The sequence below is a fragment of the Pseudomonas sp. MM211 genome (genome assembly GCF_020386635.1).
In the GTDB taxonomy this organism is placed as follows: Bacteria; Pseudomonadota; Gammaproteobacteria; order Pseudomonadales; family Pseudomonadaceae; genus Aquipseudomonas.
The window spans coordinates 1,779,786-1,804,127 of sequence record NZ_CP081942.1 but is presented as its reverse complement, the minus strand read 5'-3'; the positions used below and the strand labels follow the sequence as shown (position 1 = coordinate 1,804,127).

At 60.6% G+C, this 24,342-nt stretch carries 19 protein-coding genes, 2 tRNA genes and 1 rRNA gene; 9 read left to right on the top strand and 13 right to left on the bottom strand.

Annotated elements, in window-relative coordinates; translation table 11 throughout:
• Nucleotides 1-165 precede the first annotated feature (165 nt).
• The 4 genes from K5Q02_RS08075 to tyrS form a co-directional block, all read right to left on the bottom strand.
• Nucleotides 166-241, bottom strand: a tRNA-Ala gene (locus K5Q02_RS08075).
• 31 nt (nucleotides 242-272) lie between these two features.
• Nucleotides 273-349: transfer RNA gene (locus K5Q02_RS08070), tRNA-Ile, on the bottom strand.
• Nucleotides 350-415: 66 nt separating this feature from the next.
• Nucleotides 416-1,951: ribosomal RNA gene (locus tag K5Q02_RS08065) — 16S ribosomal RNA — on the bottom strand.
• 562 nt (nucleotides 1,952-2,513) lie between these two features.
• Entirely contained in the window at nucleotides 2,514-3,713 is a 1,200-nt protein-coding gene (gene tyrS / locus K5Q02_RS08060) for a tyrosine--tRNA ligase (protein ID WP_225838139.1), read from the bottom strand.
• Nucleotides 3,714-3,922: 209 nt separating this feature from the next.
• Between tyrS and K5Q02_RS08055 the strand changes: the two genes are divergently transcribed.
• Both K5Q02_RS08055 and K5Q02_RS08050 read left to right on the top strand, forming a co-directional pair.
• Nucleotides 3,923-5,341, top strand: coding sequence for a peptidoglycan DD-metalloendopeptidase family protein (locus tag K5Q02_RS08055; RefSeq protein WP_225838138.1), 1,419 nt, complete (start codon nucleotides 3,923-3,925; stop codon nucleotides 5,339-5,341).
• Between the two features lie 4 nt (nucleotides 5,342-5,345).
• Nucleotides 5,346-6,434, top strand: a complete 1,089-nt coding sequence (locus K5Q02_RS08050) for an anhydro-N-acetylmuramic acid kinase (protein ID WP_225838136.1) — start codon at nucleotides 5,346-5,348, stop codon at nucleotides 6,432-6,434.
• Between the two features lie 56 nt (nucleotides 6,435-6,490).
• Here K5Q02_RS08050 and erpA read toward each other — a convergent pair whose 3' ends face one another.
• The 3 genes from erpA to K5Q02_RS08035 all read right to left on the bottom strand — a co-directional run bounded on the left by erpA (nucleotide 6,491) and on the right by K5Q02_RS08035 (nucleotide 8,071).
• The gene (gene erpA, locus K5Q02_RS08045) at nucleotides 6,491-6,844 is read right to left on the bottom strand and encodes an iron-sulfur cluster insertion protein ErpA (RefSeq protein WP_225838134.1); all 354 of its coding nucleotides are present in this window, start codon (nucleotides 6,842-6,844) and stop codon (nucleotides 6,491-6,493) included.
• Between the two features lie 74 nt (nucleotides 6,845-6,918).
• Nucleotides 6,919-7,329, bottom strand: coding sequence for a bactofilin family protein (locus K5Q02_RS08040; protein ID WP_225838132.1), 411 nt, complete (start codon nucleotides 7,327-7,329; stop codon nucleotides 6,919-6,921).
• A gap of 16 nt (nucleotides 7,330-7,345) precedes the next feature.
• On the bottom strand, nucleotides 7,346-8,071 hold the full coding sequence (locus K5Q02_RS08035) for a DUF6776 family protein (RefSeq protein ID WP_225838129.1): 726 nt from the start codon (nucleotides 8,069-8,071) through the stop codon (nucleotides 7,346-7,348).
• 196 nt (nucleotides 8,072-8,267) lie between these two features.
• Between K5Q02_RS08035 and hemJ the strand changes: the two genes are divergently transcribed.
• The 4 genes from hemJ (at nucleotide 8,268) to K5Q02_RS08015 (ending at nucleotide 11,647) form a co-directional block, all read left to right on the top strand.
• Complete coding sequence (gene hemJ / locus K5Q02_RS08030) at nucleotides 8,268-8,693, top strand: protoporphyrinogen oxidase HemJ (RefSeq protein ID WP_225838127.1); 426 nt, start codon at nucleotides 8,268-8,270, stop codon at nucleotides 8,691-8,693.
• Between the two features lie 24 nt (nucleotides 8,694-8,717).
• A complete protein-coding gene (locus K5Q02_RS08025; RefSeq protein WP_225838124.1) occupies nucleotides 8,718-9,656 on the top strand; it encodes an NAD(P)H-dependent flavin oxidoreductase in 939 nt (312 codons plus the stop codon).
• Nucleotides 9,657-9,762: 106 nt separating this feature from the next.
• Nucleotides 9,763-10,752 carry a DUF805 domain-containing protein gene (locus tag K5Q02_RS08020; protein ID WP_225838122.1) on the top strand — a complete coding sequence of 330 codons (990 nt, stop codon included), beginning with the start codon at nucleotides 9,763-9,765 and terminating at the stop codon, nucleotides 10,750-10,752.
• Between the two features lie 106 nt (nucleotides 10,753-10,858).
• Nucleotides 10,859-11,647, top strand: coding sequence for an SDR family NAD(P)-dependent oxidoreductase (locus tag K5Q02_RS08015; RefSeq protein WP_225838119.1), 789 nt, complete (start codon nucleotides 10,859-10,861; stop codon nucleotides 11,645-11,647).
• Nucleotides 11,648-11,656: 9 nt separating this feature from the next.
• On the opposite strand, the gene K5Q02_RS08010 is transcribed toward K5Q02_RS08015, so the two are convergent.
• Nucleotides 11,657-13,138 (bottom strand): AAA family ATPase, encoded by a 1,482-nt coding sequence (locus tag K5Q02_RS08010; RefSeq protein WP_225838117.1) that lies wholly within the window; start codon nucleotides 13,136-13,138, stop codon nucleotides 11,657-11,659.
• A gap of 180 nt (nucleotides 13,139-13,318) precedes the next feature.
• Here K5Q02_RS08010 and coq7 point away from each other — a divergent pair, with 180 nt between their 5' ends.
• Nucleotides 13,319-13,966, top strand: a complete 648-nt coding sequence (coq7, locus tag K5Q02_RS08005; protein WP_225838115.1) for a 2-polyprenyl-3-methyl-6-methoxy-1,4-benzoquinone monooxygenase — start codon at nucleotides 13,319-13,321, stop codon at nucleotides 13,964-13,966.
• 39 nt (nucleotides 13,967-14,005) lie between these two features.
• Here the strand turns inward: coq7 and K5Q02_RS08000 are convergent, their stop codons facing one another.
• Complete coding sequence (locus K5Q02_RS08000) at nucleotides 14,006-14,431, bottom strand: OsmC family protein (RefSeq protein WP_225838113.1); 426 nt, start codon at nucleotides 14,429-14,431, stop codon at nucleotides 14,006-14,008.
• Between the two features lie 427 nt (nucleotides 14,432-14,858).
• Between K5Q02_RS08000 and crp the strand changes: the two genes are divergently transcribed.
• Nucleotides 14,859-15,503, top strand: coding sequence for a cAMP-activated global transcriptional regulator CRP (crp, locus tag K5Q02_RS07995; RefSeq protein WP_225838111.1), 645 nt, complete (start codon nucleotides 14,859-14,861; stop codon nucleotides 15,501-15,503).
• Nucleotides 15,504-15,541: 38 nt separating this feature from the next.
• On the opposite strand, the gene K5Q02_RS07990 is transcribed toward crp, so the two are convergent.
• Genes K5Q02_RS07990 through ptsP form a run of 3 tightly spaced genes read right to left on the bottom strand, consistent with a single transcriptional unit; the run spans nucleotide 15,542 to nucleotide 21,108 of the window.
• Nucleotides 15,542-17,281: a PTS fructose-like transporter subunit IIB gene (locus K5Q02_RS07990; RefSeq protein WP_225838102.1), complete on the bottom strand. Its 1,740-nt coding sequence runs from the start codon at nucleotides 17,279-17,281 to the stop codon at nucleotides 15,542-15,544.
• A 15-nt stretch (nucleotides 17,282-17,296) separates the two neighbouring features.
• Nucleotides 17,297-18,232 (bottom strand): 1-phosphofructokinase, encoded by a 936-nt coding sequence (pfkB, locus tag K5Q02_RS07985; RefSeq protein ID WP_225838100.1) that lies wholly within the window; start codon nucleotides 18,230-18,232, stop codon nucleotides 17,297-17,299.
• On the bottom strand, nucleotides 18,232-21,108 hold the full coding sequence (gene ptsP / locus K5Q02_RS07980) for a phosphoenolpyruvate--protein phosphotransferase (protein ID WP_225838099.1): 2,877 nt from the start codon (nucleotides 21,106-21,108) through the stop codon (nucleotides 18,232-18,234). The genes pfkB and ptsP overlap by 1 nt, the downstream gene beginning before the upstream one ends.
• Before the next feature lie 151 nt (nucleotides 21,109-21,259).
• On the opposite strand from ptsP, the gene cra reads away from it, so the two are divergent.
• Nucleotides 21,260-22,249: a catabolite repressor/activator gene (cra, locus tag K5Q02_RS07975; protein ID WP_225838097.1), complete on the top strand. Its 990-nt coding sequence runs from the start codon at nucleotides 21,260-21,262 to the stop codon at nucleotides 22,247-22,249.
• Here the strand turns inward: cra and K5Q02_RS07970 are convergent.
• Entirely contained in the window at nucleotides 22,239-24,296 is a 2,058-nt protein-coding gene (locus K5Q02_RS07970) for an AsmA family protein (protein WP_225838095.1), read from the bottom strand. The two genes, cra and K5Q02_RS07970, sit on opposite strands and share 11 nt — an antisense overlap.
• Between the last annotated feature and the right edge of the window lie 46 nt (nucleotides 24,297-24,342).

The following is a 24,342-nucleotide window of genomic DNA, read 5'->3' as shown; positions in this document are numbered from 1 at the left end:
AAATTAATTACCAGTGAAAGTAATTAATCAGTCACTTCTATCACATACCCAAATTTTTAAAGAACGATTTTTCTGACTGGTCAAAGACCAGAAATCAACACTCATCTGCCTAAACAGGAATGCTCATTTCTGAACTCTAATTCTCAACAATCTCGAGGCTGTAAGTGGTGGAGCCAAGCGGGATCGAACCGCTGACCTCCTGCGTGCAAGGCAGGCGCTCTCCCAGCTGAGCTATGGCCCCAAATACTTCCAAGGCCTGCACCCTCAACAATTGGTGGGTCTGGGCAGATTCGAACTGCCGACCTCACCCTTATCAGGGGTGCGCTCTAACCAACTGAGCTACAGACCCAATCGTCTTTCGCAATGAATCAAGCAATTCGTGTGGGTGCTTATGAATAAGCTGGGATCTTTCGATTAAGGAGGTGATCCAGCCGCAGGTTCCCCTACGGCTACCTTGTTACGACTTCACCCCAGTCATGAATCACACCGTGGTAACCGTCCCCCCGAAGGTTAGACTAGCTACTTCTGGTGCAACCCACTCCCATGGTGTGACGGGCGGTGTGTACAAGGCCCGGGAACGTATTCACCGTGACATTCTGATTCACGATTACTAGCGATTCCGACTTCACGCAGTCGAGTTGCAGACTGCGATCCGGACTACGATCGGTTTTATGGGATTAGCTCCACCTCGCGGCTTGGCAACCCTTTGTACCGACCATTGTAGCACGTGTGTAGCCCAGGCCGTAAGGGCCATGATGACTTGACGTCATCCCCACCTTCCTCCGGTTTGTCACCGGCAGTCTCCTTAGAGTTCCCACCATTACGTGCTGGTAACTAAGGACAAGGGTTGCGCTCGTTACGGGACTTAACCCAACATCTCACGACACGAGCTGACGACAGCCATGCAGCACCTGTGTCTGAGTTCCCGAAGGCACCAATCCATCTCTGGAAAGTTCTCAGCATGTCAAGGCCTGGTAAGGTTCTTCGCGTTGCTTCGAATTAAACCACATGCTCCACCGCTTGTGCGGGCCCCCGTCAATTCATTTGAGTTTTAACCTTGCGGCCGTACTCCCCAGGCGGTCAACTTAATGCGTTAGCTGCGCCACTAAGTCCTCAAGGAACCCAACGGCTAGTTGACATCGTTTACGGCGTGGACTACCAGGGTATCTAATCCTGTTTGCTCCCCACGCTTTCGCACCTCAGTGTCAGTATCAGTCCAGGTGGTCGCCTTCGCCACTGGTGTTCCTTCCTATATCTACGCATTTCACCGCTACACAGGAAATTCCACCACCCTCTACCGTACTCTAGCTTGCCAGTTTTGGATGCAGTTCCCAGGTTGAGCCCGGGGCTTTCACATCCAACTTAACAAACCACCTACGCGCGCTTTACGCCCAGTAATTCCGATTAACGCTTGCACCCTCTGTATTACCGCGGCTGCTGGCACAGAGTTAGCCGGTGCTTATTCTGTCGGTAACGTCAAAACAGCAAAGTATTAATTTACTGCCCTTCCTCCCAACTTAAAGTGCTTTACAATCCGAAGACCTTCTTCACACACGCGGCATGGCTGGATCAGGCTTTCGCCCATTGTCCAATATTCCCCACTGCTGCCTCCCGTAGGAGTCTGGACCGTGTCTCAGTTCCAGTGTGACTGATCATCCTCTCAGACCAGTTACGGATCGTCGCCTTGGTGAGCCTTTACCTCACCAACTAGCTAATCCGACCTAGGCTCATCTATTAGCGCAAGGCCCGAAGGTCCCTGCTTTCTCCCGTAGGACGTATGCGGTATTAGCGTTCCTTTCGAAACGTTGTCCCCCACTAATAGGCAGATTCCTAGGCATTACTCACCCGTCCGCCGCTGAATCAGGGAGCAAGCTCCCGTCAACCGCTCGACTTGCATGTGTTAGGCCTGCCGCCAGCGTTCAATCTGAGCCATGATCAAACTCTTCAGTTCAATACTGCATGGGTTTTGAGAAAACCCTAAACTTGGCTCAGCAATCGCAAACTCTTCAATTAAGAAGAAAAAACTCTATTACGAGTGTTTACTTGTGATGCTGATAATCTTGCGATCCTCAGTCTTAGCTCACAAGCACCCACACGAATTGCTTGATTCAATTGTTAAAGAACGTTTGGTTAAGTCTTTCGTCTCAACCGAGGCGCGCATCTTACAGCAGCCTCATTTCCTGTCAAGTTGTTTTTGAAGAATTTTTTCTTTCTTCTCAACACCTTGCAGCACCCAACCAGATCATCTTCTCTCCAGCGGGAGGCGCATTCTACAGCGTTACAACCTGCTGTCAACACCCTCTTTACCGCCTTCGATCAAACCTGATCGAACCACCAACAGAGCCACTCAAACCACCCTGTCGATGCCGGCGCATTCTACTCGAATTCGCCGTCCGTGCAACCCTTATTTTCTTCTAACTTCCTGATTAACAAGGAGTTTTCAGATCAGGCTGCGCCGGAAGTGGTGCGCATTATAGGCAGCCAGAATCTCAGGTCAATGGTTTATTTCAGGTTTATTCGGATTTAAGTGTAATCCGGGCAAAAGCCTTTTTGCCGGCCTGGCAGACATGGGTCGCCCCCAGCTTGAATACGAAGGCGCGATCAACTACCTGGCCATCCACCCGCACACCACCAGAGCTCAGCAGGTCGCGAGCGACTGCAGCGTTCTTAACCAATCCTGCCTTATTAAGGAGAGCGGCAATCGGCATGTCTTCGGCAGAAGCAAGCTCGACCTCTGGCAGATCTTCCGGCAGCTCGCCGTCCTTCATACGATTACCGGCGGAACGGTGCGCAGTGGCAGCCGCTTCCTCACCATGGAAACGCGCGACGATCTCTTCGGCCAGCTTGATTTTGATATCACGAGGGTTGGCGCCATTCTCGACATCCGTCTTGAACTGCCCGATCTCATCCATGGAGCGGAAGCTCAGCAATTCGAAGTAGCGCCACATCAGCGCATCTGGCATCGACACCAGCTTGTTGTACATGACGCCGGGCGCTTCCTGGATACCTATATAGTTGCCCAGAGACTTGGACATCTTCTTCACGCCATCCAGACCTTCGAGCAGCGGCATGGTGACCACGCACTGAGAAGCCTGACCGTATGCGCGCTGCAGCTCACGCCCCATCAGCAAATTGAATTTCTGATCGGTGCCACCCAGCTCGACGTCAGCGCGCAACGCAACGGAGTCATAGCCCTGCACCAGCGGGTAAAGGAACTCGTGAATGGCGATAGGCTGATTGCCGGTGTAGCGCTTGTCGAAGTCATCGCGCTCGAGCATCCGCGCCACGGTGTACTGGGAAGCCAGGCGAATGAAGTCGGCAGGCGTCAGTTCGTTGATCCATGTGGAGTTAAAGGCAACTTCGGTCTTCGCCGGATCGAGGATCTTGAACACCTGCTGTTTATAAGTCTCGGCATTGTCGAGAACCTGCTCGCGAGTCAGCGGCGGGCGGGTAGCACTCTTGCCGCTGGGATCACCGATCATTCCGGTGAAGTCGCCAATAAGGAAGATCACCTGATGGCCCAGATCCTGGAACTGGCGCAGCTTATTAATAAGCACGGTATGACCAAGGTGCAGATCCGGCGCCGTCGGATCGAAGCCAGCCTTGATACGTAGCGGCTCGCCACGCTTGAGCTTCTCGATCAGCTCCGCCTCAACCAAGACTTCTTCCGCACCGCGCTTGATCAGCGCGAGCTGCTCTTCAACCGACTTCATAAGGACTCACAATCACCGAATTCAAAGGGGAACCAACCATACAAGATCACGGACAAATGACAAGTTTTGCCCAGTGCAAAGCCAGAGACGTGCCAGCCATCACCTTCAGGGTTGCCTCAAGGTGGATTTGGTTATATTTTATACAGTTACTGCATATTCATCAGTTTCTTCTTTTTCCTCTTCATCTTTTCACTTCAAAAAGCAGCCCTATGACCTCGACAACTAAAGCGCCGCCGCTCTATCCCAAAACCCACATCATTGCAGCGAGCGGCGTAGCCGCGCTGCTCAGCCTGGCCCTCCTGGTGTTCCCTTCCCGGGAAGTAGAAGCGAAAAAGACCTTTCTCAATCTCGACATGGACAACGGCTCGGAGCAGGTGCAGCAGAACTTACCGACGCCTCCGGCAGACGTTGCACAAGAGCAACCTGCCGATGAGTCACCTTTCGCGCAAATAGAAGGTAGTGAAGACACTCAGAACGCTGAACTGGAGGCCGAGCCGCAGGTAGCCGAGCAACCGCCGGAAGATCCACTCAGCAAAACCGTTGCTGTGGCCAATGGCGATACGCTTTCCACGGTGTTCAGCAAGGTCGGCCTGTCTGCCAACACCCTGCATGACGTGATCAACAGCAGCAAGGAAGCCAAGCAACTGAGCCGCCTCAAGGTCGGCCAGGAGCTGCAGTTCAAGCTCAGCGAAGACGGCCAGCTGGAAGGCCTGCACAGCAAGCTCAGCGATCTGGAAAGCGTCAGCGTGAGCAAGACGGAAAAGGGCTACGACTTCAAGCGCGAGCTGGTCAAGCCGGATGTCCGTGATGCCTACGCTCACGGAGTGATCAATAGCTCGCTGTTCGTGTCTGCGAAACGCGCCGGCCTGTCGCATAACCTGACAATGGATCTGGCCAACATCTTTGGCTACGACATCGACTTTGCCATGGATATTCGCCAGGGCGATGAATTCGAAGTCATCTATCAAGAGAAGGTCGTTGCCGACAAGTCCGTTGGTACCGGCAACATTCTGTCCGCTCGCTTCACCAACCGCGGCAAGACTTATACGGCCGTGCGTTACACCGACAAGCAGGGCAACGTCAGCTATTACGATGCAGACGGCAACAGCATGCGCAAGGCATTCATCCGTACGCCGGTAGACTTCGCCCGCATCAGCTCGCGCTTCTCCAATGGCCGCAAGCATCCGATCCTCAACAAGATTCGCGCCCACAAAGGTGTGGATTACGCAGCCCCGCGCGGCACCCCGATCAAGGCAGCGGGCGATGGCAAGGTCATTCTCGCCGGTCGCAAGGGTGGTTACGGCAACACCGTGGTACTGCAACACGGCAGCCGCTATCGCACTCTGTACGCTCACATGCAGGGCTTTGCCAAAGGTGTGCGTACCGGCGGCAGCGTCAAGCAGGGTCAAATCATCGGTTACATCGGTACCACCGGCCTGTCTACCGGCCCGCATCTGCACTATGAGTTCCAGGTCAACGGTACTCACGTAGACCCGCTGAGCCAGAAGCTGCCGATGTCCGACCCCATCGCGCGCCAAGACAAACAGCGTTTCCTGCAGATGAGCAAGCCGCTGATGGCACGCATGGATCAGGAAAAAGCCACCATGCTCGCGCTGAACAAGCGTTAAGCCGATGCTCTACCTTGGCGTGATGTCCGGCACCAGTCTCGATGGGCTGGACATCGCCCTTATCGAGCAAGGCGAGCACAGCAAGCTGCTCGCCCATCATTACCAGCCCCTTCCCGACTCGCTCCGTGAACAGTTGCTGGCACTCTGCAGCTCTGGCCCGGACGAACTAGCACGTGCCGCCATCGCCGAACAGCAATGGGCACAACTGGTAGCCGAGGGCGTGCATCGCCTGCTGGCCGAACAGAATCTCCAGCCGCAAGCCATCCGCGCCATTGGCAGCCATGGGCAAACAGTGCGCCACGAGCCGGCCCGGGGCTTCACCATCCAGATTAGCAATGCCGCTCTGCTAGCCGAACTTACCGGTATCACCGTTGTGGCCGACTTTCGTCGCCGCGATGTCGCAGCGGGCGGCCAAGGCGCGCCACTGGTGCCGGCATTTCATGAGGCGCTGTTTGCCAGCCCCGGCTCGGCTCGGGCGATCTTGAATGTGGGCGGTTTCAGTAACCTTAGCCTGCTCGAAGAAGGCAAGCCGGCACTGGGTTTCGATTGCGGCCCAGGCAACGTCTTGATGGACGCCTGGATTCACCATCATCAAGGGCAGGCCTACGACCGCGATGGTGCCTGGGCGGCCAGCGGCCAGGTACAGGACGAGCTGCTCAGGGCGCTTGTAAGCGATCCATTCTTCCAGGCCACCGGCCCGAAAAGCACCGGCCGTGAACTGTTCAACCTGCCATGGCTGATGGAACAACTGGAAAGGCATCCAGAATACAAAGCAGAAGATGTGCAGGCCACGCTGCTCGAGCTGACGGCCACCAGCATCGTCACCTCGCTGCAACAGGCTCAACCGCATTGCAGCGAATTGCTGGTATGTGGCGGCGGCGCCCACAACAGGACATTGATCGGCCGCTTGCAAGCGCTGCTACCGGGCGCGCAGGTCAGCAGCACTGACGATCACGGCGTACCGGCCGACTGGGTGGAGGCCATGGCTTTCGCCTGGCTCGCCCATTGCTGCCTCAATGGCATCCCCGGCAATCGCCCGGAGGTCACCGGCGCCCGTGGCCGGCGAGTTCTTGGGGCCATTTACCCGGCGTAGCGCGCAACGAAAAACGCCGCGCAGATGCGCGGCGTTTTCATGCACGGCGGGATGACTCAGATCGAGAACGAAGAGCCGCAGCCACAGGTAGTGGTCGCATTAGGATTCTTGATCACGAAACGCGAACCCTCCAGACCTTCCTGATAGTCCACCTCGGAGCCCACCAGATACTGGAAGCTCATGGGGTCAACGACCAGAGCAACGCCCTCACGCTCAATGATCGTGTCATCATCGGCCACTTCTTCATCGAAGGTGAAACCGTACTGGAAACCGGAGCAGCCGCCGCCAGTGACGAACACACGCAGTTTCAGGCGCGGGTTGCCTTCTTCATCAACCAGGTTCTTAACCTTGCTTGCCGCCCCTTGCGTGAACTGCATCGCTGCGGTGGGGGTGAAGGTTTCGACGCTCATGTTTCTCTCCCGGCGCCAGGCGCCATACTGCGTTGTAGCGCTACATTATCCGCTTACCCTAGAAAAGCGGTCAACTATTCTACGTCGTCCACGCTCTCGGGTAGCTCCAACGGTCTGCCCTGCTCCTTGATCGGCCGCAAACCGCCCTCGACCTGTGCGCCCATGGCCATTTCCATCAGGCCGTAATAGAGGTTGCCGCGCACCCGAGCCTTCGGCCCCAGCTCGACATGCTGGCTGGCGTAGACATCACCGATGATCTCGCCATCGATCACTATATGGGGGGCGCGCACCTCACCTTCAACCTGCCCGTCGACACTAACCCGTACCAAGCCTTCCTCGGTGCGAATATCGCCAAGCACCCGGCCATCGATTTGCACAGCGCCCTGAAACTCCAGATCACCGCGGAATGCCGCGCCCGCTGCGATCAAACTGGTCTTGCCAGTGAAGCGCTGCATGTCTGCCTTGCCCTTACCTTTATTCCACATCGCGAACCATCACTTATCAGTCAGTCCATTCGATTTGACGCTCGACGGGCTTGCCACCCTCGACATCGGCCTTGATACGTATCTGCTGCGGCTCGAACCCTTCGGGGAGCTGCAGCTCACCGAGACGTCCGCCTTCTGGAATCGCTTGCAGGTGCTTGAAAGCGAATGGAATCGACTGCTCGGTCGAACCATCCGGCAAATCACCGCTCAACTGCGCCAGTTGCAGGCTTTTCGCCTTGCCGGCCTGCCGCCCATCAACCTGCACCTGCAATCGCCCCTGCATAGGTTTGTCATCCTTGCCGACCCGGCTGAGCATGATCTTGAAGCGGAACAACCCCGCCTGCTCGGTGGGGTGAATGTCGAAGCTGCGGATGAGCAGCCCATCGACCCGGCTGTCCGGAGCCAAGACACCTTTATAGAAGGCTAGCTCCTGTTGCTGCTTGAAGTTCTGTTCCTCGAGCAACTTGATATTCAGGCGACTCTGCTCATTGGACTGTTGTGCCAACTGCTCGCCACTGCTGAGCACCACCATGCGCTGACGCAGTTCGTCCACCTCGCGCGCCTGTTCGTCGAGGCGAACCTGCATCGACTGCGCTTCGACGCCCTGCTCCTGCATCGCCCTGGTCTGCCACCAGCTTCCCAGATAGAAAGCGCTGGGTACGGCCATCAGCAGGAGGATCAATGCAACACGAAGGCGCCGCTCATGGGCGCGATTGCTAGGACGGACTTCCCAACCCGACATCAGGCAAGCCACCCGCGCGCGCCGCGATGGCGGGCAGGCAGTGTTGTCGAAGTGATGGCGGATACAGGCATCGGGTGCCTCGAGGCTGGTAAGAGATGACGATCATAAAGGCGAGACCGCCTGCGGCCAACCGTCTTGATGACTATTGAGACCATGGGCACTAGTATCGAAGCACTTATTACCGAGAGGAACGGCAATGCTCTACCTGTGGATCAAAGCTCTGCATATCGTCGCCATGGTCTGCTGGTTCGCCGGTCTGTTCTACCTGCCACGTCTGTTCGTGTACCACGCCATGAGTGAGGACGCGCCGAGCCGCGAACGCTTCAGCGTCATGCAGCGCAAGCTGTACCGCGGCATCATGACCCCGGCCATGATAGCCACCCTGGTATTCGGCATTGGCTTGTTGGTGATGGTACCGGGCTGGATGAGTCAGGGCTGGATGCACGCCAAGCTGACTCTGGTGTTGCTGCTGGTTGGTTACCACCATGTCTGCGGCGCCATGTACAAGCGCCTGGCCCGCGGCGAGAACAAGCGTAGTCATGTGTTCTATCGCTGGTTCAACGAAGTACCGGTATTGCTGCTCATCGCCATCGTCATCCTGGTGGTGGTCAAACCCTTCTGACCAAGACCTGCCAAGGAGCCCTCCATGTCTCTGCCCGCATTGCTGGAAAAGCGTCTGCGTTTGCCGCTGGTCGCCGCACCGATGTTCCTGGTTTCCAACCCTGCGCTGGTGACCGCTTGCTGCAACAACGGCATCGTCGGCAGCTTCCCGGCCCTGAACCAGCGTGACAGCGCAGGCTTCGAGGGCTGGCTGGATGAGATCGAAGCAGGCCTGCGGGAAGATAGCGCACCCTACGCCGTCAACCTGATCGTACACGCCAGTAACCCGCGCCTGGAGCAAGACCTCGCCATCTGCGCAGCCCACCGGGTGCCGATCATCATCACCAGCCTCGGTGCGGTGAAGGAGGTCGTCGATACCGTACATGCCTATGGCGGCCTGGTCTTCCATGACGTCACCACCCGCCGTCATGCAGAAAAGGCCGCCGAGGCGGGTGTCGACGGGCTCATCGCCGTCGCCGCGGGCGCGGGTGGCCATGCTGGAACCTGGAGCCCCTTTGCGCTGATTGCAGAAATCCGCCAGTTCTTCGACAAGACCGTACTGCTGGCAGGCAGCATCAACAGCGGTCATGAAATCCTCGCAGCGCAGATACTTGGAGCCGACCTGGCGTACATGGGCACTCGTTTCGTCGCCACTCAGGAGAGTACTGCGGGTCAGGACTACAAGCAGATGATCATCGAGGCCCGTGCCAGCGACATCATCCACACACCGGCGGTCTCCGGCGTCCCTGCCAGCTTCATGCGCCAGAGCCTGGAACGAGCAGGTTTCGACATGCAGACCCTACAAGGCGCTCACCCTGGCGCCAAGCTCAAGCCACTCGACGAGGAAGCCAAGGCTTGGAAGACCGTCTGGTCGGCGGGTCAGGGCGTAGGCGGAATTGCTGATGTGCCCTCGGTCAGCGAGCTGATTACCCGCCTGGATCGCGAGTATCAGTTGGCCCTAACGTCGAAGCTGCCAGCAAGCTGAGAACCAACACTCAGCCGTGTGCGAAAGTCTCCCATGCTCACTTGCCGAAGGCATGATGGAACGATAGGGTCTGCCAACTCTCTCCCGTGCAGACAAGGACGCGCGCATGAGCCAGCTCCGCTACAAAATCGTCTTCGATGGCAGCCTGATGCCCGACACCTCGATGGACACAGTCAAGGCCAATCTGGCCAGCCTGTTCAAGAGTGACCGCGCGCGCATCGACACCCTGTTCGGTCGGGGGCCCATCGCCCTGAAGCGCGACCTGGCAGAAGACGAAGCCAACCAGTATTTGACCGTACTGCAGCGTGCCGGCGCCCAAGCACGCAAGGAGCCCGACCTGTCAGCTGCGCTGAGTCTTGTGGAAACGGACGAGGAGAAGGCCGTCAGCGCTGCGCCTATCGAACAATCTCAACAGGCGATGGACTGCCCGAAATGCGGTCATCAGCAAACGGTCGCAGCTGAATGCTCGGCCTGTGGCGTGATCATCGAAAAGTACCTGGCTCGCCAGGCGACCCTCGCCGAAAGCACACTGACGCAACCGGCGCCGATCGTGTCGAATCTGCAGCAAACGCCCTACACGCCACCTCGCGCCAATATCGACACCTACGCCGGTCAGGTCGGCGAATTGAAAGTCAACTCGTTCAATGGGCGTATTGGCCGCATGCGCTACCTGGCCTGGTCACTGGTGCTTATGTTTGGCTTCACTGTGCTGATCGCCGCGCTGTCCGCTGTCAGCCTGCTGTCGGAAATCCTGGGCAGTATCCTGATCATCGGCGCGGCTATCGGCATGCTGGTCATCAGTGTGCAGATAGGCGTCCAGCGTCTGCACGATATGGGCTGGACTGGCTGGCTATGGCTGCTCAACCTGGTGCCGATCGTCAACAGTGTGTTCTGGATCATCATGCTGGTAGTACCAGGCACCGTCGGCAGCAATCGCTTCGGCCCGGAACCGCCGCCCAACAGCCTGGCAGTCAACCTGCTGGCCGGCCTGTTTATCGTTCTGATGGTCGGCGGGTTGCTGACGCTGTTCCTCAGCGGTTTTGCCATCCTGGCCGTGCTCAGCATGTTCTTCGACCAGATGGTGAGCGGATCCTGATCGATCCCGCTGCATTTATTTTCCCTGTCGGCGTTGCCACTGCAGCGCTGACAGGCCTGTTGCGGATAGGCTATACGCCCGTCACGGACAGCATCAGGAGAACGCCATGCCCCGCTATGCCCTGGTCACCGGTGCTTCCAGTGGTATCGGCCTCGCCCTGGCCGAAGCATTGGCACGCCGCGGGCGTAACCTGATCCTCATCGCACGCCATCGTGACGCACTAGAAAGCATCGCCTACGAGCTGACGCAGCGCTTTTCCGTCGAAGTCCTGTTCCGTGTTTGCGACCTCAGTGAACCCCTGCAGTTATCCGGACTGATGCACGAGCTCGAGCAGAACGGTCTGGTCATCGAGCTGCTGGTAAACAATGCGGGGCTCGGCAGCGCCGGCGCATTCGTTGCCCAGGACTGGAGCCGTGAACAGGAGTTGCTGGAAGTGAACGTGCTGGCCCTGGCGCGCCTGTGCCACTCCATCGGCACGGTAATGGCCGGGCGTGGCAGCGGGCAGATCCTCAACGTGGCGTCGATAGCTGCTTTCCAGCCAGGGCCATGGATGAGCAATTACTACGCGAGCAAGGCTTACGTCCTGCATTTCTCCGAAGGCCTGCGCGAAGAGCTGCGACCTTATGGCGTCAAGGTGTCGGTACTCTGCCCTGGGCCGAAGCGTAGCGCGTTCTTCCGCAATGCCCAGCTTGATGCCAGCGCCCTGGAGAACGGCAAGTTGATGCTCAGCGCCGAGGAAGTTGCACTGATCGCGGTGCGTGGTCTGGACAACAACCGCGCGATCATCATTCCCGGCTGGCGTAATCGCCTGCTGAGCCTGGCGCCACGGTTCTTCCCACGGCTGTTGGTGCGCCGATTCGCGGCGCGGCTCAACCGGCGTTTTGGCCGAGCTTGATCGACCACTTCAATTTGCGCTGACCGTCCGCCCCCGCGCCCAATCCCGCAACTCGGCCAGTGGCTCAGCCATGATCACCGACAAAGGCGACGTGGCCTGGATACCACGCAGCAGCATGCCATGGTCGACGGACTGCTGCTGCGCCTGAGAGGCGTACAGCGCGCTGACCACCACCTGCTCGATCTCCGCCCCGGAAAAACCGCTGCTGGCTGCCGCCAACTGCGGCAGGTCGTAGGCCGTGGCATCCAGCTCGCGGCGTTGCAGATGGATACGGAAGATCTCGGCGCGGGTTTCCACGTCCGGCAGGTCGACGAAGAACAACTCGTCGAAGCGCCCCTTGCGCACCAGCTCGGGCGGCAGGCGACCAATGACGTTGGCCGTAGCGACCATGAACACCGATGATTTTCGCTCGGCCATCCAGGTCAGCAGCGTACCGAGCACACGCTGGCTGACGCCGCCGTCCTGATCGCCGCTTGCCAGGCCCTTCTCGATCTCGTCGACCCACAGCACGCAGGGCGACATCTGCTCGGCCAGCTTCAGTGCCTCGCGCAGGTTGCGCTCGGTTTCCCCAAAGAACTTGTTGTACAGGCAGGCGAAATCCAGGCGCAGCAGCGGCAAGCCCCACAGCCCGGCTACCGCCTTGGCCGCCAGGCTCTTACCCGAGCCTTGTACGCCGACCAGCAGCACGCCCTTGGGCAGGTCGACACCTGTGCCGTCGAAGAAGATTCGCTGGCGCTCGCCGAGCCAGCGCTTGAGGTTGCTCAGGCCACCGACATCGGCGAAACGCGCAGTGTCGTACTCGTAACTGAGTACGCCATCGAGGTCGAGCAGCTCGAACTTGGCCTTGTTGAGCTCCGGCAGGTCTTCCTGAGTGATAGCACCGTCGTCGCAGATCAGGTTGCGCGCCAGCAGCCGTGCTTCTGCGTGGCTCATACCACGCAAGTTCTTCACCACCTGCTGCAAGGTGCGGTTGTCGGTGCGGACACGGCGATTGCGGTTGCGCTCGCTCCAGCGCGTGGCCTCATCGCGGACGATCCCCAGCAGTTCGTCCTCCCCAGGCAACGCCAGGTTGAAACGCGCCGCATAGCGCTGCACTTCAGGCGGTAACTTGCAGGCGTGGGACACCAGCACCACCGTAGGCGCCTGGCTGCCATCAGCCATGGCGATTTCCTTGAGCAGGCGCACCAGCTTAGGGTTATCGACCATAAAGGGATGCAGGTCGCACAACACGTAGAGGTTTGCCTGAGGGTCGGCCTTGATCAGCCGCAACGCGGCTTCCGGTTCGGTACTACCGCTTTCGGCGAAAGTCTCTCCGGCAAAGCCGGCGCGCTGCAGCCCTTCGGTGACCGACCAAGTGAGCAGGCCCAGGCCACGGCGTACCGCCAGACCGGTCAGCGTCTCCAGCACCCGCCGTTCATCCCATGACTCGATGAGCACCAGCTTGACCTTGGAATCGAGTACCAATCCCAGGTCGTGAATATCGTTCTTCACAGCAACTCCTTATGCCCTAGAGGCAGCGCCATACTCCCGCCAACCGACAGCGCCGGGCAAGTGCCGAATGCACAACTGGAGAGGCAGCACACGTTTGCGGCTCGATGCCGCTGCCGCCCGCCGAACACGGCAGACCTTTTGCGGTAAACTGCTCGCTCATGTCCTCGCCGGAGAACCCTCATGGCCAACGACCGCCATTATTCGCCCGTCGACCGACTGCTGCTGCAAGCCGACATGGCGCTGCGCACGCTGCTGCCTTTCAGTGGCCAGCCGAGCCGTCCATCGCCAGCCATCGTCGAACCCGAGGCGCAGCTCGACGCGAAACAGACTCGCCACATCGCTGGTCTGATGCGCATCAATCACACTGGGGAAGTCTGCGCGCAGGCGCTGTATCAGGGTCAGGCACTGACCGCCAAGCTGCCACGCGTGCGTGCGGCGATGGAGCATGCGGCAGATGAAGAAATCGATCACCTGGCCTGGTGCGAACAACGCATTCGCCAGTTGGGCAGCCACCCGAGCGTGCTGAATCCGCTGTTCTACGGGCTGTCGTTCGGTGTTGGCGCCGTAGCCGGTCTGGTCAGCGACCGGGTAAGCCTGGGTTTCGTCGCGGCAACGGAAGACCAGGTGGTCAAACACCTGGATGAACACCTCGAACAGATTCCCGAAGAAGATGGCAAATCCAGAGCCATCCTCGAGCAAATGCGCCGCGACGAGCAGGAACACGCCAACAGCGCGCTGGATGCCGGCGGTGCGCGCTTTCCGGCGCCAGTCAAACTGGGCATGACGCTACTCTCGAAGGTCATGACCAAGACCACCTACCGGATCTGACCAATAGAAGAAGGGCGATCAATGCATCGCCCTTCTTCTTCAAGCACCCAGTTCGACGATTTCGTAATCGTGGGTGATTTCCACACCGGCACGGCCGAGCATGATCGAGGCCGAGCAGTATTTCTCGGCAGACAGCTCAACCGCACGCTTGACCTGGGCCTCTTTCAAACCACGGCCTTTCACCACGAAATGCAGATGGATCTTGGTGAAGACCTTGGGATCGTCGATGGCGCGCTCGGCTTCGAGAAAGGCTTCGCAGCTTTCGACTGGCTGGCGGGATTTCTTGAGGATGCTCACCACATCGAAATTGCTGCAGCCACCCAGGCCGATCAGCAACATCTCCATCGGGCGCACGCCCAGATTGCGGCCGCCATTTTCCGGCGGGCCGTCCATCACCACCGCATGGCCACTACCCGACTCGCCTAGAAACAGCGCTTCGCCTGCCCATTGAACGCGAGCTTTCATCGTTGCGGCCCCTCCTTTTAAAAGACCAAAAGCTTATCACAGGGCGACTTTTACGACGGGTGCCACAGATGCTGCTAGAGTTCACAAGCGGAACGTGCAATACCTCACAAAACAGTTCCTCTGGAAGTATCACTGTTCATGATGATGCCGTTTTAGTGGCACAATCACTGATATCGAAGCGCGACACATCGTTATCAGTCGATAAGAACAAGATATCCACCAGGGCGCTATCGATCACAACGCATTGCATGCAACGTCATATTCCGCTGCAAAAATGTGGGCATCTGCTGTGTTAAAGGCGCTTTCAGATATCGCTATACACACCAGAGAGCCGGCATCTGCCTTGCGAGATAGTCAAGCACTTGGGTCTAGGCGGCGTCACTTACCGCGTCTGTCAGGCTTATCTTTCTATATTCGGGACTCAGGCATGGTCGCAATCACTCTCACACCTAAAGTCAAAAACTTCGACAAACTCCTCGCGAATTGTCATCGCCGTCGCTATACAGCCAAAAGCACCATCATTTATGCAGGCGATCGCAGCGAAACGCTGTATTTCATCGTCAAGGGCTCGGTCACCATCCTGATCGAAGACGATGATGGCCGTGAGATGATCATCGCCTACCTCAATCCCGGGGATTTCTTCGGCGAGATGGGGCTATTTGGCAAGGAAGGTGTAGAGAAAGAGCGTAGCGCCTGGGTTCGTGCGAAGACTGAATGTGAAGTCGGCGAACTGAGCTACACCAAGTTCCGCGAACTGACTCAGCAAGATCCGGACATCCTCTTCGCGCTGGGCACACAGATGGCCGAGCGACTGCGCAACACGACTCGCAAGGTCGGCGACCTGGCGTTTCTCGACGTTACCGGTCGCGTTGCCCGCACCCTCCTCGACCTCTGCAAACAGCCCGATGCGATGACTCATCCGGATGGCATGCAGATCAAGATCACCCGTCAGGAAATCGGCCGTATTGTCGGTTGTTCTCGGGAGATGGTCGGGCGCGTACTCAAGGCTCTGGAAGAACAGGGCCTGGTGCACGTCAAAGGCAAGACCATGGTGGTCTTCGGCACTCGCTGAACCACTGGCAGGGCATCCGTGGATGCCCTGCCCTACTTTCAAGCCTTGGCAGCGACCGTCAGGGCTTCGACTTCAGGGCGCTTGATCAGCGCATAGACCACGCCGGTCACCAGACTGCCCGCCACGATTGCCAGCAGATACAGCAACGCATGGTTGATCGCGTTGGGGATCAGCAGCACGAACAAGCCACCGTGCGGCGCCATCAGCTTGCAGCCGAAGTACATCGACAGCGCACCCGTCAGCGCGCCACCGGCGATGCTGGCCGGAATGACCCGCAGCGGATCCTTCGCGGCGAAGGGAATCGCCCCTTCGGAAATGAAGCACAACCCCAGCACACCCGCCGCCTTGCCAGCTTCGCGCTCTGTCTGGCTGAACTTGCGGCGCGCCAGCACAGTGGCGATGGCCATGCCGATGGGCGGCACCATCCCGGCGGCCATGGTCGCGGCCATCGGTGCGTAACTCTGCGATGCCAGCAGGCCAACGGAAAACGCGTAGGCTGCCTTGTTGATCGGCCCACCGAGATCCACGCACATCATGCCGCCAAGCAGCAGCCCGAGCAGGATTGCATTGGTAGTGCCCATGTTCTGCAGGAACACCTCCAAGGCAGCCATGATCCCGGCGACCGGCGTACCGATCACGTAGATCATCGCGAGGCCGGTGACCAGGCTGGCCAGCAGCGGTATCAGCAGGATCGGTTTCAACGCCTCGATGCTCTGCGGTAGGCGCAACCAGCGATTCAGCGCCAAGGCTAGATAACCCGCAAGGAAGCCGGCGATGATGCCCCCCAGGAAACCGGTACCCAGGGCACTGGCCAACATGCCACCAATCATCCCTGGCGCCAGCCCCGGGCGATCCGCGATCGAATAGGCGATGTAACCTGCCAACACGGGAATCATCAGCGCAAAGGCTGCTTCGCCACCGATCTTCATCAGCGCGGCAGGCAACGTGCCCTCCTGCTTGAACGCCTCGATACCGAACACGAAGGACAGAGCGATCAACAGACCACCCGCCACCACCATCGGCAACATGAACGACACGCCGGTCAGCAGATGCTTGTATGGGCCGCTCTTGCTGCCCGACTTGCCGGCATCGGCGCTCTGCGACTGCCCAGCCCCCTGCTGCGCAACGCCCTCGGCCAGCGCCTTCTGCAGCGTTTGCTTCGGCTGTTTCAAGGCAACGCCGGTGCCGCAGCGATAGACTTTCTTGCCGGCGAAACGCTCGGTCTCGACCTCGATGTCCGTGGCCAGCAGCACCACATCAGCGGCGGCGATGCTGGCGTCGTCGAGCAGATTGCGCGCACCAACCGAACCGCGGGTTTCAACTTTCAGGTCGTAACCCAACTGCTCGGCAGCCTGTTGCAGCGCTTCGGCAGCCATGAAGGTGTGGGCGACACCGGTTGGGCAGGCGGTAATCGCCACCAGCTTCGGCTTGCCGCCAGACGAGGCAGCCGCCACCGGCGCGGCCTTTTCAAGCACCTGCGCCTGCTCGGCAGCGACCAGAAGAAACTGCTTCGGGTCGGCCAGCGCTTCGGACGGCGTGGATTGCACCACGCGTTTGCCAACGAAGCGTTGCAGATCCAGCTCGCCGGTTTTCACCACCAGCACCAGTTCGGCCGCGGCGATATCGGTTTCGCTCAAGGGCGAGCCGATCGCCTTGGGATCATGCACTTCAACCTGGGTGAACCAACCCAGACGCTCGGCGGCGGCCTGCAACAGGCGCGAACACAGAACGCTGGTGACCTGGCCGTTGGGGCAGGCGGTAATGATCAGCACATTCATTGCAACGACCTCTTGTTATTGTTTCGACGTCACAGCCACCGCCGCTTCCAGGCGGGCCAGCTGTTGCCGATCGTGAATTCCGAATCCGATTTGCGTGACCGCCTGGGCGGCCACCGCCGTCGCCAGGCGCAGCGTGCGCTCGGCAGGCCAGTCACTGAGCAGGCCATGCAAGGTAGCGGCGAGCAGCGAGTCGCCAGCACCAACGGTGCTGACCACCTCGACCTGTGGCGGCTGCGCGTGGAGCACGCCATGGGGGCCGAACCAGTCAGCGCCCTGCGCGCCGCGCGACAGCAGCACATGTTTGATGCCCCCCTCCTGCAACTCACGGATGGCGTCATCCAGGCGCTCGGGAGATGCCGACGCCAGGTCGCAGGCCTCGGCCAGTTCCTCTTCATTGGGTTTGATCAGCCAGGGTTCCGCCGTCAAGCCGGCACGCAAGGCTGCACCACTGGTGTCCAGCGCCAGCGGCAAGCCGAGGCTAACCAGGCGACGCAGCAGTGCGCCGAACCACTCGATCGTCACACCGCGCGGCAGACTGCCGGCGACGACGACAGCGTCGTGCCCAACGGCGATCTGTTCCAACTGATCCAGCAGTTGCTGCTGATGCGCCGCATCGACTTCCGGCCCGGGGCCATTGAGATCGGTGACACAGCCGTCACGCTCGGCAAGTTTGATGTTGCTACGGGTCTCGCCGGGCACCCGCACGAACGCGTCGATGAAACCACGACGCTGAAACAACTGCTCGAACGGCGCAGCATTGGCCTGGCCGAGAAAGCCGCTGACGGTGACTTTGTGGCCGAGATCGGCGAGCACCTGGGAGACGTTGAGCCCCTTGCCTGCCGCATGACTGCTCATCCCCAGACTGCGATTGACCGCACCGGGCTGCAGGGTATCGAGGCTGACGGTGAGATCCAGCGCCGGGTTCAGGGTCAGGGTGAGAATGCGCGCCATCAGTGTGTCTCCTCGACCAGCGCCCGCACCGCAGCGGCGCTGCCCAGGGTCAGGGCCTGCTGCGCCTGCACCTGGCTGTGATGAAGATCCAGTTCACGGACTCGCGCCTTGACCAGCGGGATGCTGCGTGCGGCGACACTCAGTTCGTCGACACCCAGCCCGACCAGCAGCGGGATGGCGAGCATGTCGGCCGCCAGCTCACCGCAGACGCCGACCCACTTACCTTCAGCGTGGGCAGCCTCGACGGTCATGCCGATCAGGCGCAGCACCGATGGATGCAAGCCGTCCGCCTGGGCCGACAGGGTGGGATGGCCGCGGTCGATGGCCAGGGTGTACTGGGTCAGGTCGTTGGTACCGATACTGAAGAAGTCCACCTCGCGGGCCAGCACCGGCGCCATCAGGGCGGCGGATGGCACTTCGATCATGATCCCCAGTTGCAGGTCGTCCAGCGGAATTTCCTGACGCAGCTTCTCGACCATCGCGCGCGCTGCGCGCCATTCTTCGAGTTGCCCGACCATCGGGAACATGATGCGCAAGGGACGACCATCGGCTGCCTGCAGCAAGGCACGCAGCTGGGTTTCCATAATGTCCGGGCGTTGCAGGGTCAGGCGTATGCCGCGCACACCGAGGAAGGGGTTTTCCTCCTCCGGCATCGGCCAGTAGGGCAAGGGCTTGTCGCCCCCCACATCCAGCGTGCGCACTACCAGCGGCCGGCCTTGCAGGGCATCGAGCACACGTCGGTACTCGGCCTCCTGAGTCGCTACGTCCGGCGCCTGGGAGTGATCCATGAACACCAGCTCGGTACGCAGCAGGCCCACAGCCTCGGCGCCCAGCTCGACCGCAGCGGCAGCTTCACCGCTGGCGCCAATGTTCACGGCGACCTCGACTGCGTGACCATCACGGGTACGCGCCGGGTGCATACGCTCGCCATGGGCGCGCTCGCGGCGCTGCTCGCTGGCCTGCCGCTCGCGTTCGGCCTGAGCCAGGGTGGCATCGTCCGGCGCGACCCAGACCTGACCGCGGTCACCGTCGAGCAGCAGTCGAGTGCCCTGCTGCAAGGCCAGCAGGCCTTCGCCGGCGCCGACCACACTGGGAATTCCCAGAGCACGGGCGATGATCGCGCTGTGCGCAGTGGCACCACCGCGAGCGGTGACGATACCGGCGACGCGTTTACGGTCGAGGCTGGCGACGTCCGAAGGGCCGACCTCGCCCATCACCAGAATGTAGGGTTCGGCGGGTTCTTGAGGCGCCTCGACGCCACAGAGATGCGCCAGCACACGGCGACCGATATCACGCAGGTCGGCGGCGCGCTCCGCCAACAATGCATCGTGGAGCGATTCCTGCTGAGTCGCGGCCGCCTCGATCTCGCCGATCCACGCGGCCTGCGCACTGGCGCCCGCCGCCAGGCGCGCATCGACGTCTTCACGCAGGGCAGGATCGCGCAGCATCGCCTGGTGGGTGACGAAAATGTCGCGCACGCTGGCTTCCTGGCTACGCTCGACCAGCCGTTGAATCTCGCCATCGATATGCTGCAGAGCGGCATCCAGGCGCGCCCGCTCTACGCTGACGCCCTCACCCTCGGCTGGATAATCGAGGCGCGGCACTCGGCGCACGAAAGCAGGGCCGCTGGCGATACCCGGCGACGCGGCGACTGCCTGCAAACGGGTGCCGGCAGATGGCGCGCTGGGCGCCGCATCCGCTTCAGGCGGGGGCGGTGAATCGACTACCTGCTCGGCTGACTCCGGGGGCAGCGGCTCGACCTCTTCACCCAGACCGGCACGAACAGCCGCTTCGATAGCCGGCAATGCGTCGTCAGCGATCGTGGGCTCGGCACTGAACTCCAGCACCTGGCCACGTCGTGCACCCAGCGCCAGCAGCTTACTCAAGCTCTTCGCCGAAACGCCGGCCGCAGCGCCCTCGGCCAGACGCACGCGGATGTCACCACTGAAACTTTGCGCGAGCTCGCTCAGTGTTTTGGCCGGACGGGCGTGCAGCCCGTGAGCATTGGCCAGAGTGATGCGCAACACCGGCCAATCCGGAGGAAGCTCGGCGCCCAGCGCTTCGAGCACGCCGCGGCTGGTGGTGGCATGTGCCAGGGCGTCACCCTGCCCGGCGATCAGCAGATCGCAGAGACGCTCGAGCACCTTGCGGTGTCCCTCCCCCAGGCAGGCGAGGCAGAACAGCCCGGCTACCGGCTGACCTGCCTGCTGCAGCGGCTGTGACGGCGTGACGAAAGCCAGGCCAGGGCGTTCGACGCTCTGCTCGCTGCTCAACCACCACAGCCCGTTGCCCAGTGGCAGGGGCTCGCCCTGAACCAGGCTGCCGGAGAAACCGGTGGCCGTGCAGCCCGCCTTCTTCAGCAGGCGAGCGCCTTGCCAGGCCAACTCGTCCAGATCTTCTGCGTTGACGCCCAGCCCGACCAGCTGGCTATCCAGCGCCAGCTCCTGAGGTGCACCCTGCAGCAGGGCGAGAATGGCATCTGCATCCTGTGCTTCGCGCAACGCCTGACTCAGGTCACCTTCGCCAAGCGCGCGAGTGAGCAGTTGCAGCAAACGCAGGTGTTCATCGGAGCGAGCGGCAATCGCGATGGCCAGGTACACGCGTTGGCCGTCGCCCCAGTCCACACCCTGCGGGTACTGGATCAGGCGCATACCGGTCTGGAAAACCTGATCGCGGGTTTCCGGCGTGCCATGCGGAATGGCGATGCCCTGCCCCAGGTAGGTCGAGCCCTGCCGTTCGCGGGCCTGCATACCATCCAGATAGCCGGACGCGACCAAGCCGTCGGCGACCAGGCTGTCGGCCAGATCGGCCAGCGCCTGTTGCTTGTCCGCGGCCTGTCGGCCCATCTGGATCTGCGAAGGGTGTAGTTCGAGCATGACGTTTCTCCTCGAGCAAGACCGGCGCGGTGCACGGGCTTGGCGGACATTCTTGTTAGCTTAGTCGACTCGTTTGCTGAATCGTTTCATCTAGCGCTGGCACGTTACCTGATAATCGGTAATCCTTGAAGTCCGCCAGAGGAGACGCACCTTGAAACTGACCGACATCGCCCGCCTGGCTGGCGTATCGCTAACCACCGCCAGCTATGTGATCAACGGCCAGGCTGCCAAGCGCCGGATCAGTGCCGCTACCGTGCAGCGCGTGCTGGAAGTGGTGGAGAAGCACGACTATCGCCCGAACTCACAGGCCGCCGGCCTGCGACGCGGAGAAAGCCGTTGCCTCGGTTTCATCCTTCCGGATCTGGAAAACCCCAGCTATGCGCGCCTGGCCAAACTGCTCGAACAGCGTGCCCGGGAAGCGGGTTATCAGTTGCTGATCGCCAGCTCCGATGACCGGCCGGACAGCGAGCGGCAGTTGCTCGAGCTGTTCCGCTCGCGCCGCTGCGATGCACTGATCGTCGCCAGCTGCCTGCCTCAGGACGCACCCGAATACCGTCAATTGATCGCGGTCGGCACCCCGGTGATCGCAGTGGATCGTGCCCTGGATCCCAGCCACCTGTACTCGGTGATCAGCGATGATCGTCAGGCCGGCGAGTTGCTGACCAGAAGCCTGCTGCAGCCGCTGCCACGCCAGGCCGCCTTGATCGGTGCCCGCCCGGAACTGCCGATCAGCCAGGCCCGCGAACAGGGCTTTCGAGACGCCCTGGCGGACTTCGATGGCCTGATCAGCGTCAGTCATGGTGAACAGTTCAGTCGCCAATGGGGTCATCGGCAGATGCGTGAGCTGATGGCTCAGGGCAGCTTGCCAGACGTACTGGTGACCACCGCCTACGTGCTGCTCGAGGGTGTACTGGACGCGCTGTACGAACATCCGGAAATGGATACCAGCCGCCTGCGCCTCGGCACGTTCGGGGATGCCCAGCTACTGGATTTCCTGCCCATGCGCGTCAACGCCATTTCACAGCAGCACGAGCGCATCGCCGACCGGGTATTCCAACGCCTCCTCGACGCCCTGGACGGAACCTACCAGCCCGGCCTGGACGCCATCGAGCGGCACCTGAAAATCCGCTTCAGCGGTTAGCGCCCTGGCGCATCTGTTCCAATAGCGGTGCGCATTCGTTGGGCTGGTCGCCGCTCGGCGCCACCAGCGCAACCAACCCCGCAGCGGGCGCCACCAGCGCGCCCAGCGCCAGCATGCCGGCGCCACGCAGTAGCAGGGGGCCGGCCTTCACGCCCGGGCGCGGCTCCTTGAACGTACCGCGCACGTACAGCGGCGAGCGCAGCGAGAACACCCGGAAGCCCTTGGACTCCGGGGTGATGGTCAGATCTAGCTGCTCGCTGCCGAAATTTACCGTACCGTCGATGCCGATCAAGGCATTCTCGGTGTCGATCACCATCAACTCCGGCTTCAATACACCCTGCTTGATATTCAGGTTGGCGGCTGCGCAATTGATCTCCACGTCGTCATCACCGAACAGGCGGCCAACCACATAGTTACCCACGTTCAACCCTGCGATCTCCATCAGGTTGCGACTGACGCGCCCGTCGTTGATCAGCAGTTTGATGCGACCGTTGGAACTGCCCAGCAGGGTCGCCACCGAATTACCGGTGCCGCTGATCGTCGCGTCGCCATTCAGGGCCCCTAGGCTGCTCTGCATCACTTCCACGCTGGGGAACAACTGACGCAGGCGGAAATTACGGGCGCGCAGCTGCGCCTCGGCTTTGAGCGGCGTGCCGCGGCCATCCAGACGCAGGGTGGAATCCAGGCGCCCACCGGCTACCCCGAAACGCAGAGGTTCGAGGCTAAGCATGCCTTCGTTGAGCACCACGTGAGTAAACAGGTCGGTGAATGGCAGCTCCTCGCTGTGCACGATGCGCTTGCCGGTGAAGCTGACATCGGCATCCATATCGCGCCAGCGCTCGGTCTGGAACGCCTCGACCGGCAATACCTTGTTGCCCGGCTGAACGCTGGCGGCGCCGCGCTCTTTTTTCTCGGCATTCGAGTCGGCACCGATCAGTGGCGCCAGGTCGGCGAAGCGCAGTTGGTTGGAGACCAGCGCGCCGGACAGTTTGGGACGCGGCTCGCGAGCCACGAACGTTAGGTCGCCATGGATGTCACTGTCGCCGATACGCCCATTGAATTTCTCGTAGCGGAACAACGGCCCATCAGCGTCCTGCAATTGCGCGACCAGACGGCCGTCGGTGGAATAGGCTGGAGTATCCGGTAGCGTAACGCCGGTCAATGGATAGAGATTGCCAAGGCTGGCGCCCGACAGTCGCAGGCGCAGGTCGAGAGCGCCGAGGCTCTTAGGATCGGTCAAGGTACCGGCGACCTGTACACGGGTGGTTCCAGCCCGCACGTCAGCCTGCACCGGGAATGGCTGGCGAGCATCCTGCAGGGCCAGCAGGCCGCCGATCTTACCGCTGCCGGTCAGCGCCTGGCCCTTGTAACGGCCCTTGGCCTGCCAGGCGAAGGCGTAATCCTGCGGCGTCACTGTGGTTTCGTCTTGTTGACTGGCGGTCTTGCCGACGATTTCGTTGAAGGCGATAGGCTCGCCGAGCGGCTCCACCAACAGGTTCACGCTGGCTTGCAGGGTCTGATCGTCGTAGCGCAGCTGCGCCTTGTCGAAACCGATGGTGCCGATATCCATCACCCAAGGTGCCGCAGGCTCCTCGTCCGGCTGCTCCTGTGCACCGAGATCGAAGGTCCAGTTGTCACGGCCATCGGCGAGCCGCTCCAGCGCCGCATCGGCGCCGGTCAGGTGAATGCGCGGGATGGAAACGGTTTTCCACAAAAGCGGCAGCGGTGACAGACTGGCCTCGACACGTTGCAGGCTGACGAAATGATCGCCCTTGGCCCACTCGGGATTACCCAGGCTAAGCTGCTCGGCGGAGACGTGCGGCCAGGGTATCCAGGCGCGCAACCCGGGCTCTTCGCGTTCGCGCTGCCAGCTCACGGCCAGGTTGCCTTCGATGGCGAAAGGACGGTTGAGCGCTTCGGACACTCGCGAATTGATCGTTGGCTTGAGCAGGTTCCAGTCGAACAGCACCAGAAACAACATCAGCGCTGCGATCAACAACAACAGACTGGCAAGGCACCAGCCAAGTATCTTGCGAAGACGCATCATGCGGCCGCCCTTTGCTTTCGGCGATCCCCACAACCGCCGTCCCTGT

Bases quoted from the DNA above. Each gene is read 5' to 3' on its own strand.
- K5Q02_RS08040 (WP_225838132.1), bottom strand. From the start codon at position 7,329: ATGTGGAATAAAGGTAAGGGCAAGGCAGACATGCAGCGCTTCACTGGC.
- tyrS (WP_225838139.1), bottom strand. From the start codon at position 3,713: ATGAAGTCGGTTGAAGAGCAGCTCGCGCTGATCAAGCGCGGTGCGGAA.
- K5Q02_RS08055 (WP_225838138.1), top strand. From the start codon at position 3,923: ATGACCTCGACAACTAAAGCGCCGCCGCTCTATCCCAAAACCCACATC.
- K5Q02_RS08015 (WP_225838119.1), top strand. From the start codon at position 10,859: ATGCCCCGCTATGCCCTGGTCACCGGTGCTTCCAGTGGTATCGGCCTC.
- K5Q02_RS08050 (WP_225838136.1), top strand. From the start codon at position 5,346: ATGCTCTACCTTGGCGTGATGTCCGGCACCAGTCTCGATGGGCTGGAC.
- K5Q02_RS08035 (WP_225838129.1), bottom strand. From the start codon at position 8,071: ATGTCGGGTTGGGAAGTCCGTCCTAGCAATCGCGCCCATGAGCGGCGC.
- ptsP (WP_225838099.1), bottom strand. From the start codon at position 21,108: ATGCTCGAACTACACCCTTCGCAGATCCAGATGGGCCGACAGGCCGCG.
- pfkB (WP_225838100.1), bottom strand. From the start codon at position 18,232: ATGGCGCGCATTCTCACCCTGACCCTGAACCCGGCGCTGGATCTCACC.
- K5Q02_RS08025 (WP_225838124.1), top strand. From the start codon at position 8,718: ATGTCTCTGCCCGCATTGCTGGAAAAGCGTCTGCGTTTGCCGCTGGTC.
- K5Q02_RS07990 (WP_225838102.1), bottom strand. From the start codon at position 17,281: ATGAATGTGCTGATCATTACCGCCTGCCCCAACGGCCAGGTCACCAGC.
- K5Q02_RS08000 (WP_225838113.1), bottom strand. From the start codon at position 14,431: ATGAAAGCTCGCGTTCAATGGGCAGGCGAAGCGCTGTTTCTAGGCGAG.
- coq7 (WP_225838115.1), top strand. From the start codon at position 13,319: ATGGCCAACGACCGCCATTATTCGCCCGTCGACCGACTGCTGCTGCAA.
- erpA (WP_225838134.1), bottom strand. From the start codon at position 6,844: ATGAGCGTCGAAACCTTCACCCCCACCGCAGCGATGCAGTTCACGCAA.
- K5Q02_RS07970 (WP_225838095.1), bottom strand. From the start codon at position 24,296: ATGATGCGTCTTCGCAAGATACTTGGCTGGTGCCTTGCCAGTCTGTTG.
- K5Q02_RS08020 (WP_225838122.1), top strand. From the start codon at position 9,763: ATGAGCCAGCTCCGCTACAAAATCGTCTTCGATGGCAGCCTGATGCCC.
- hemJ (WP_225838127.1), top strand. From the start codon at position 8,268: ATGCTCTACCTGTGGATCAAAGCTCTGCATATCGTCGCCATGGTCTGC.
- crp (WP_225838111.1), top strand. From the start codon at position 14,859: ATGGTCGCAATCACTCTCACACCTAAAGTCAAAAACTTCGACAAACTC.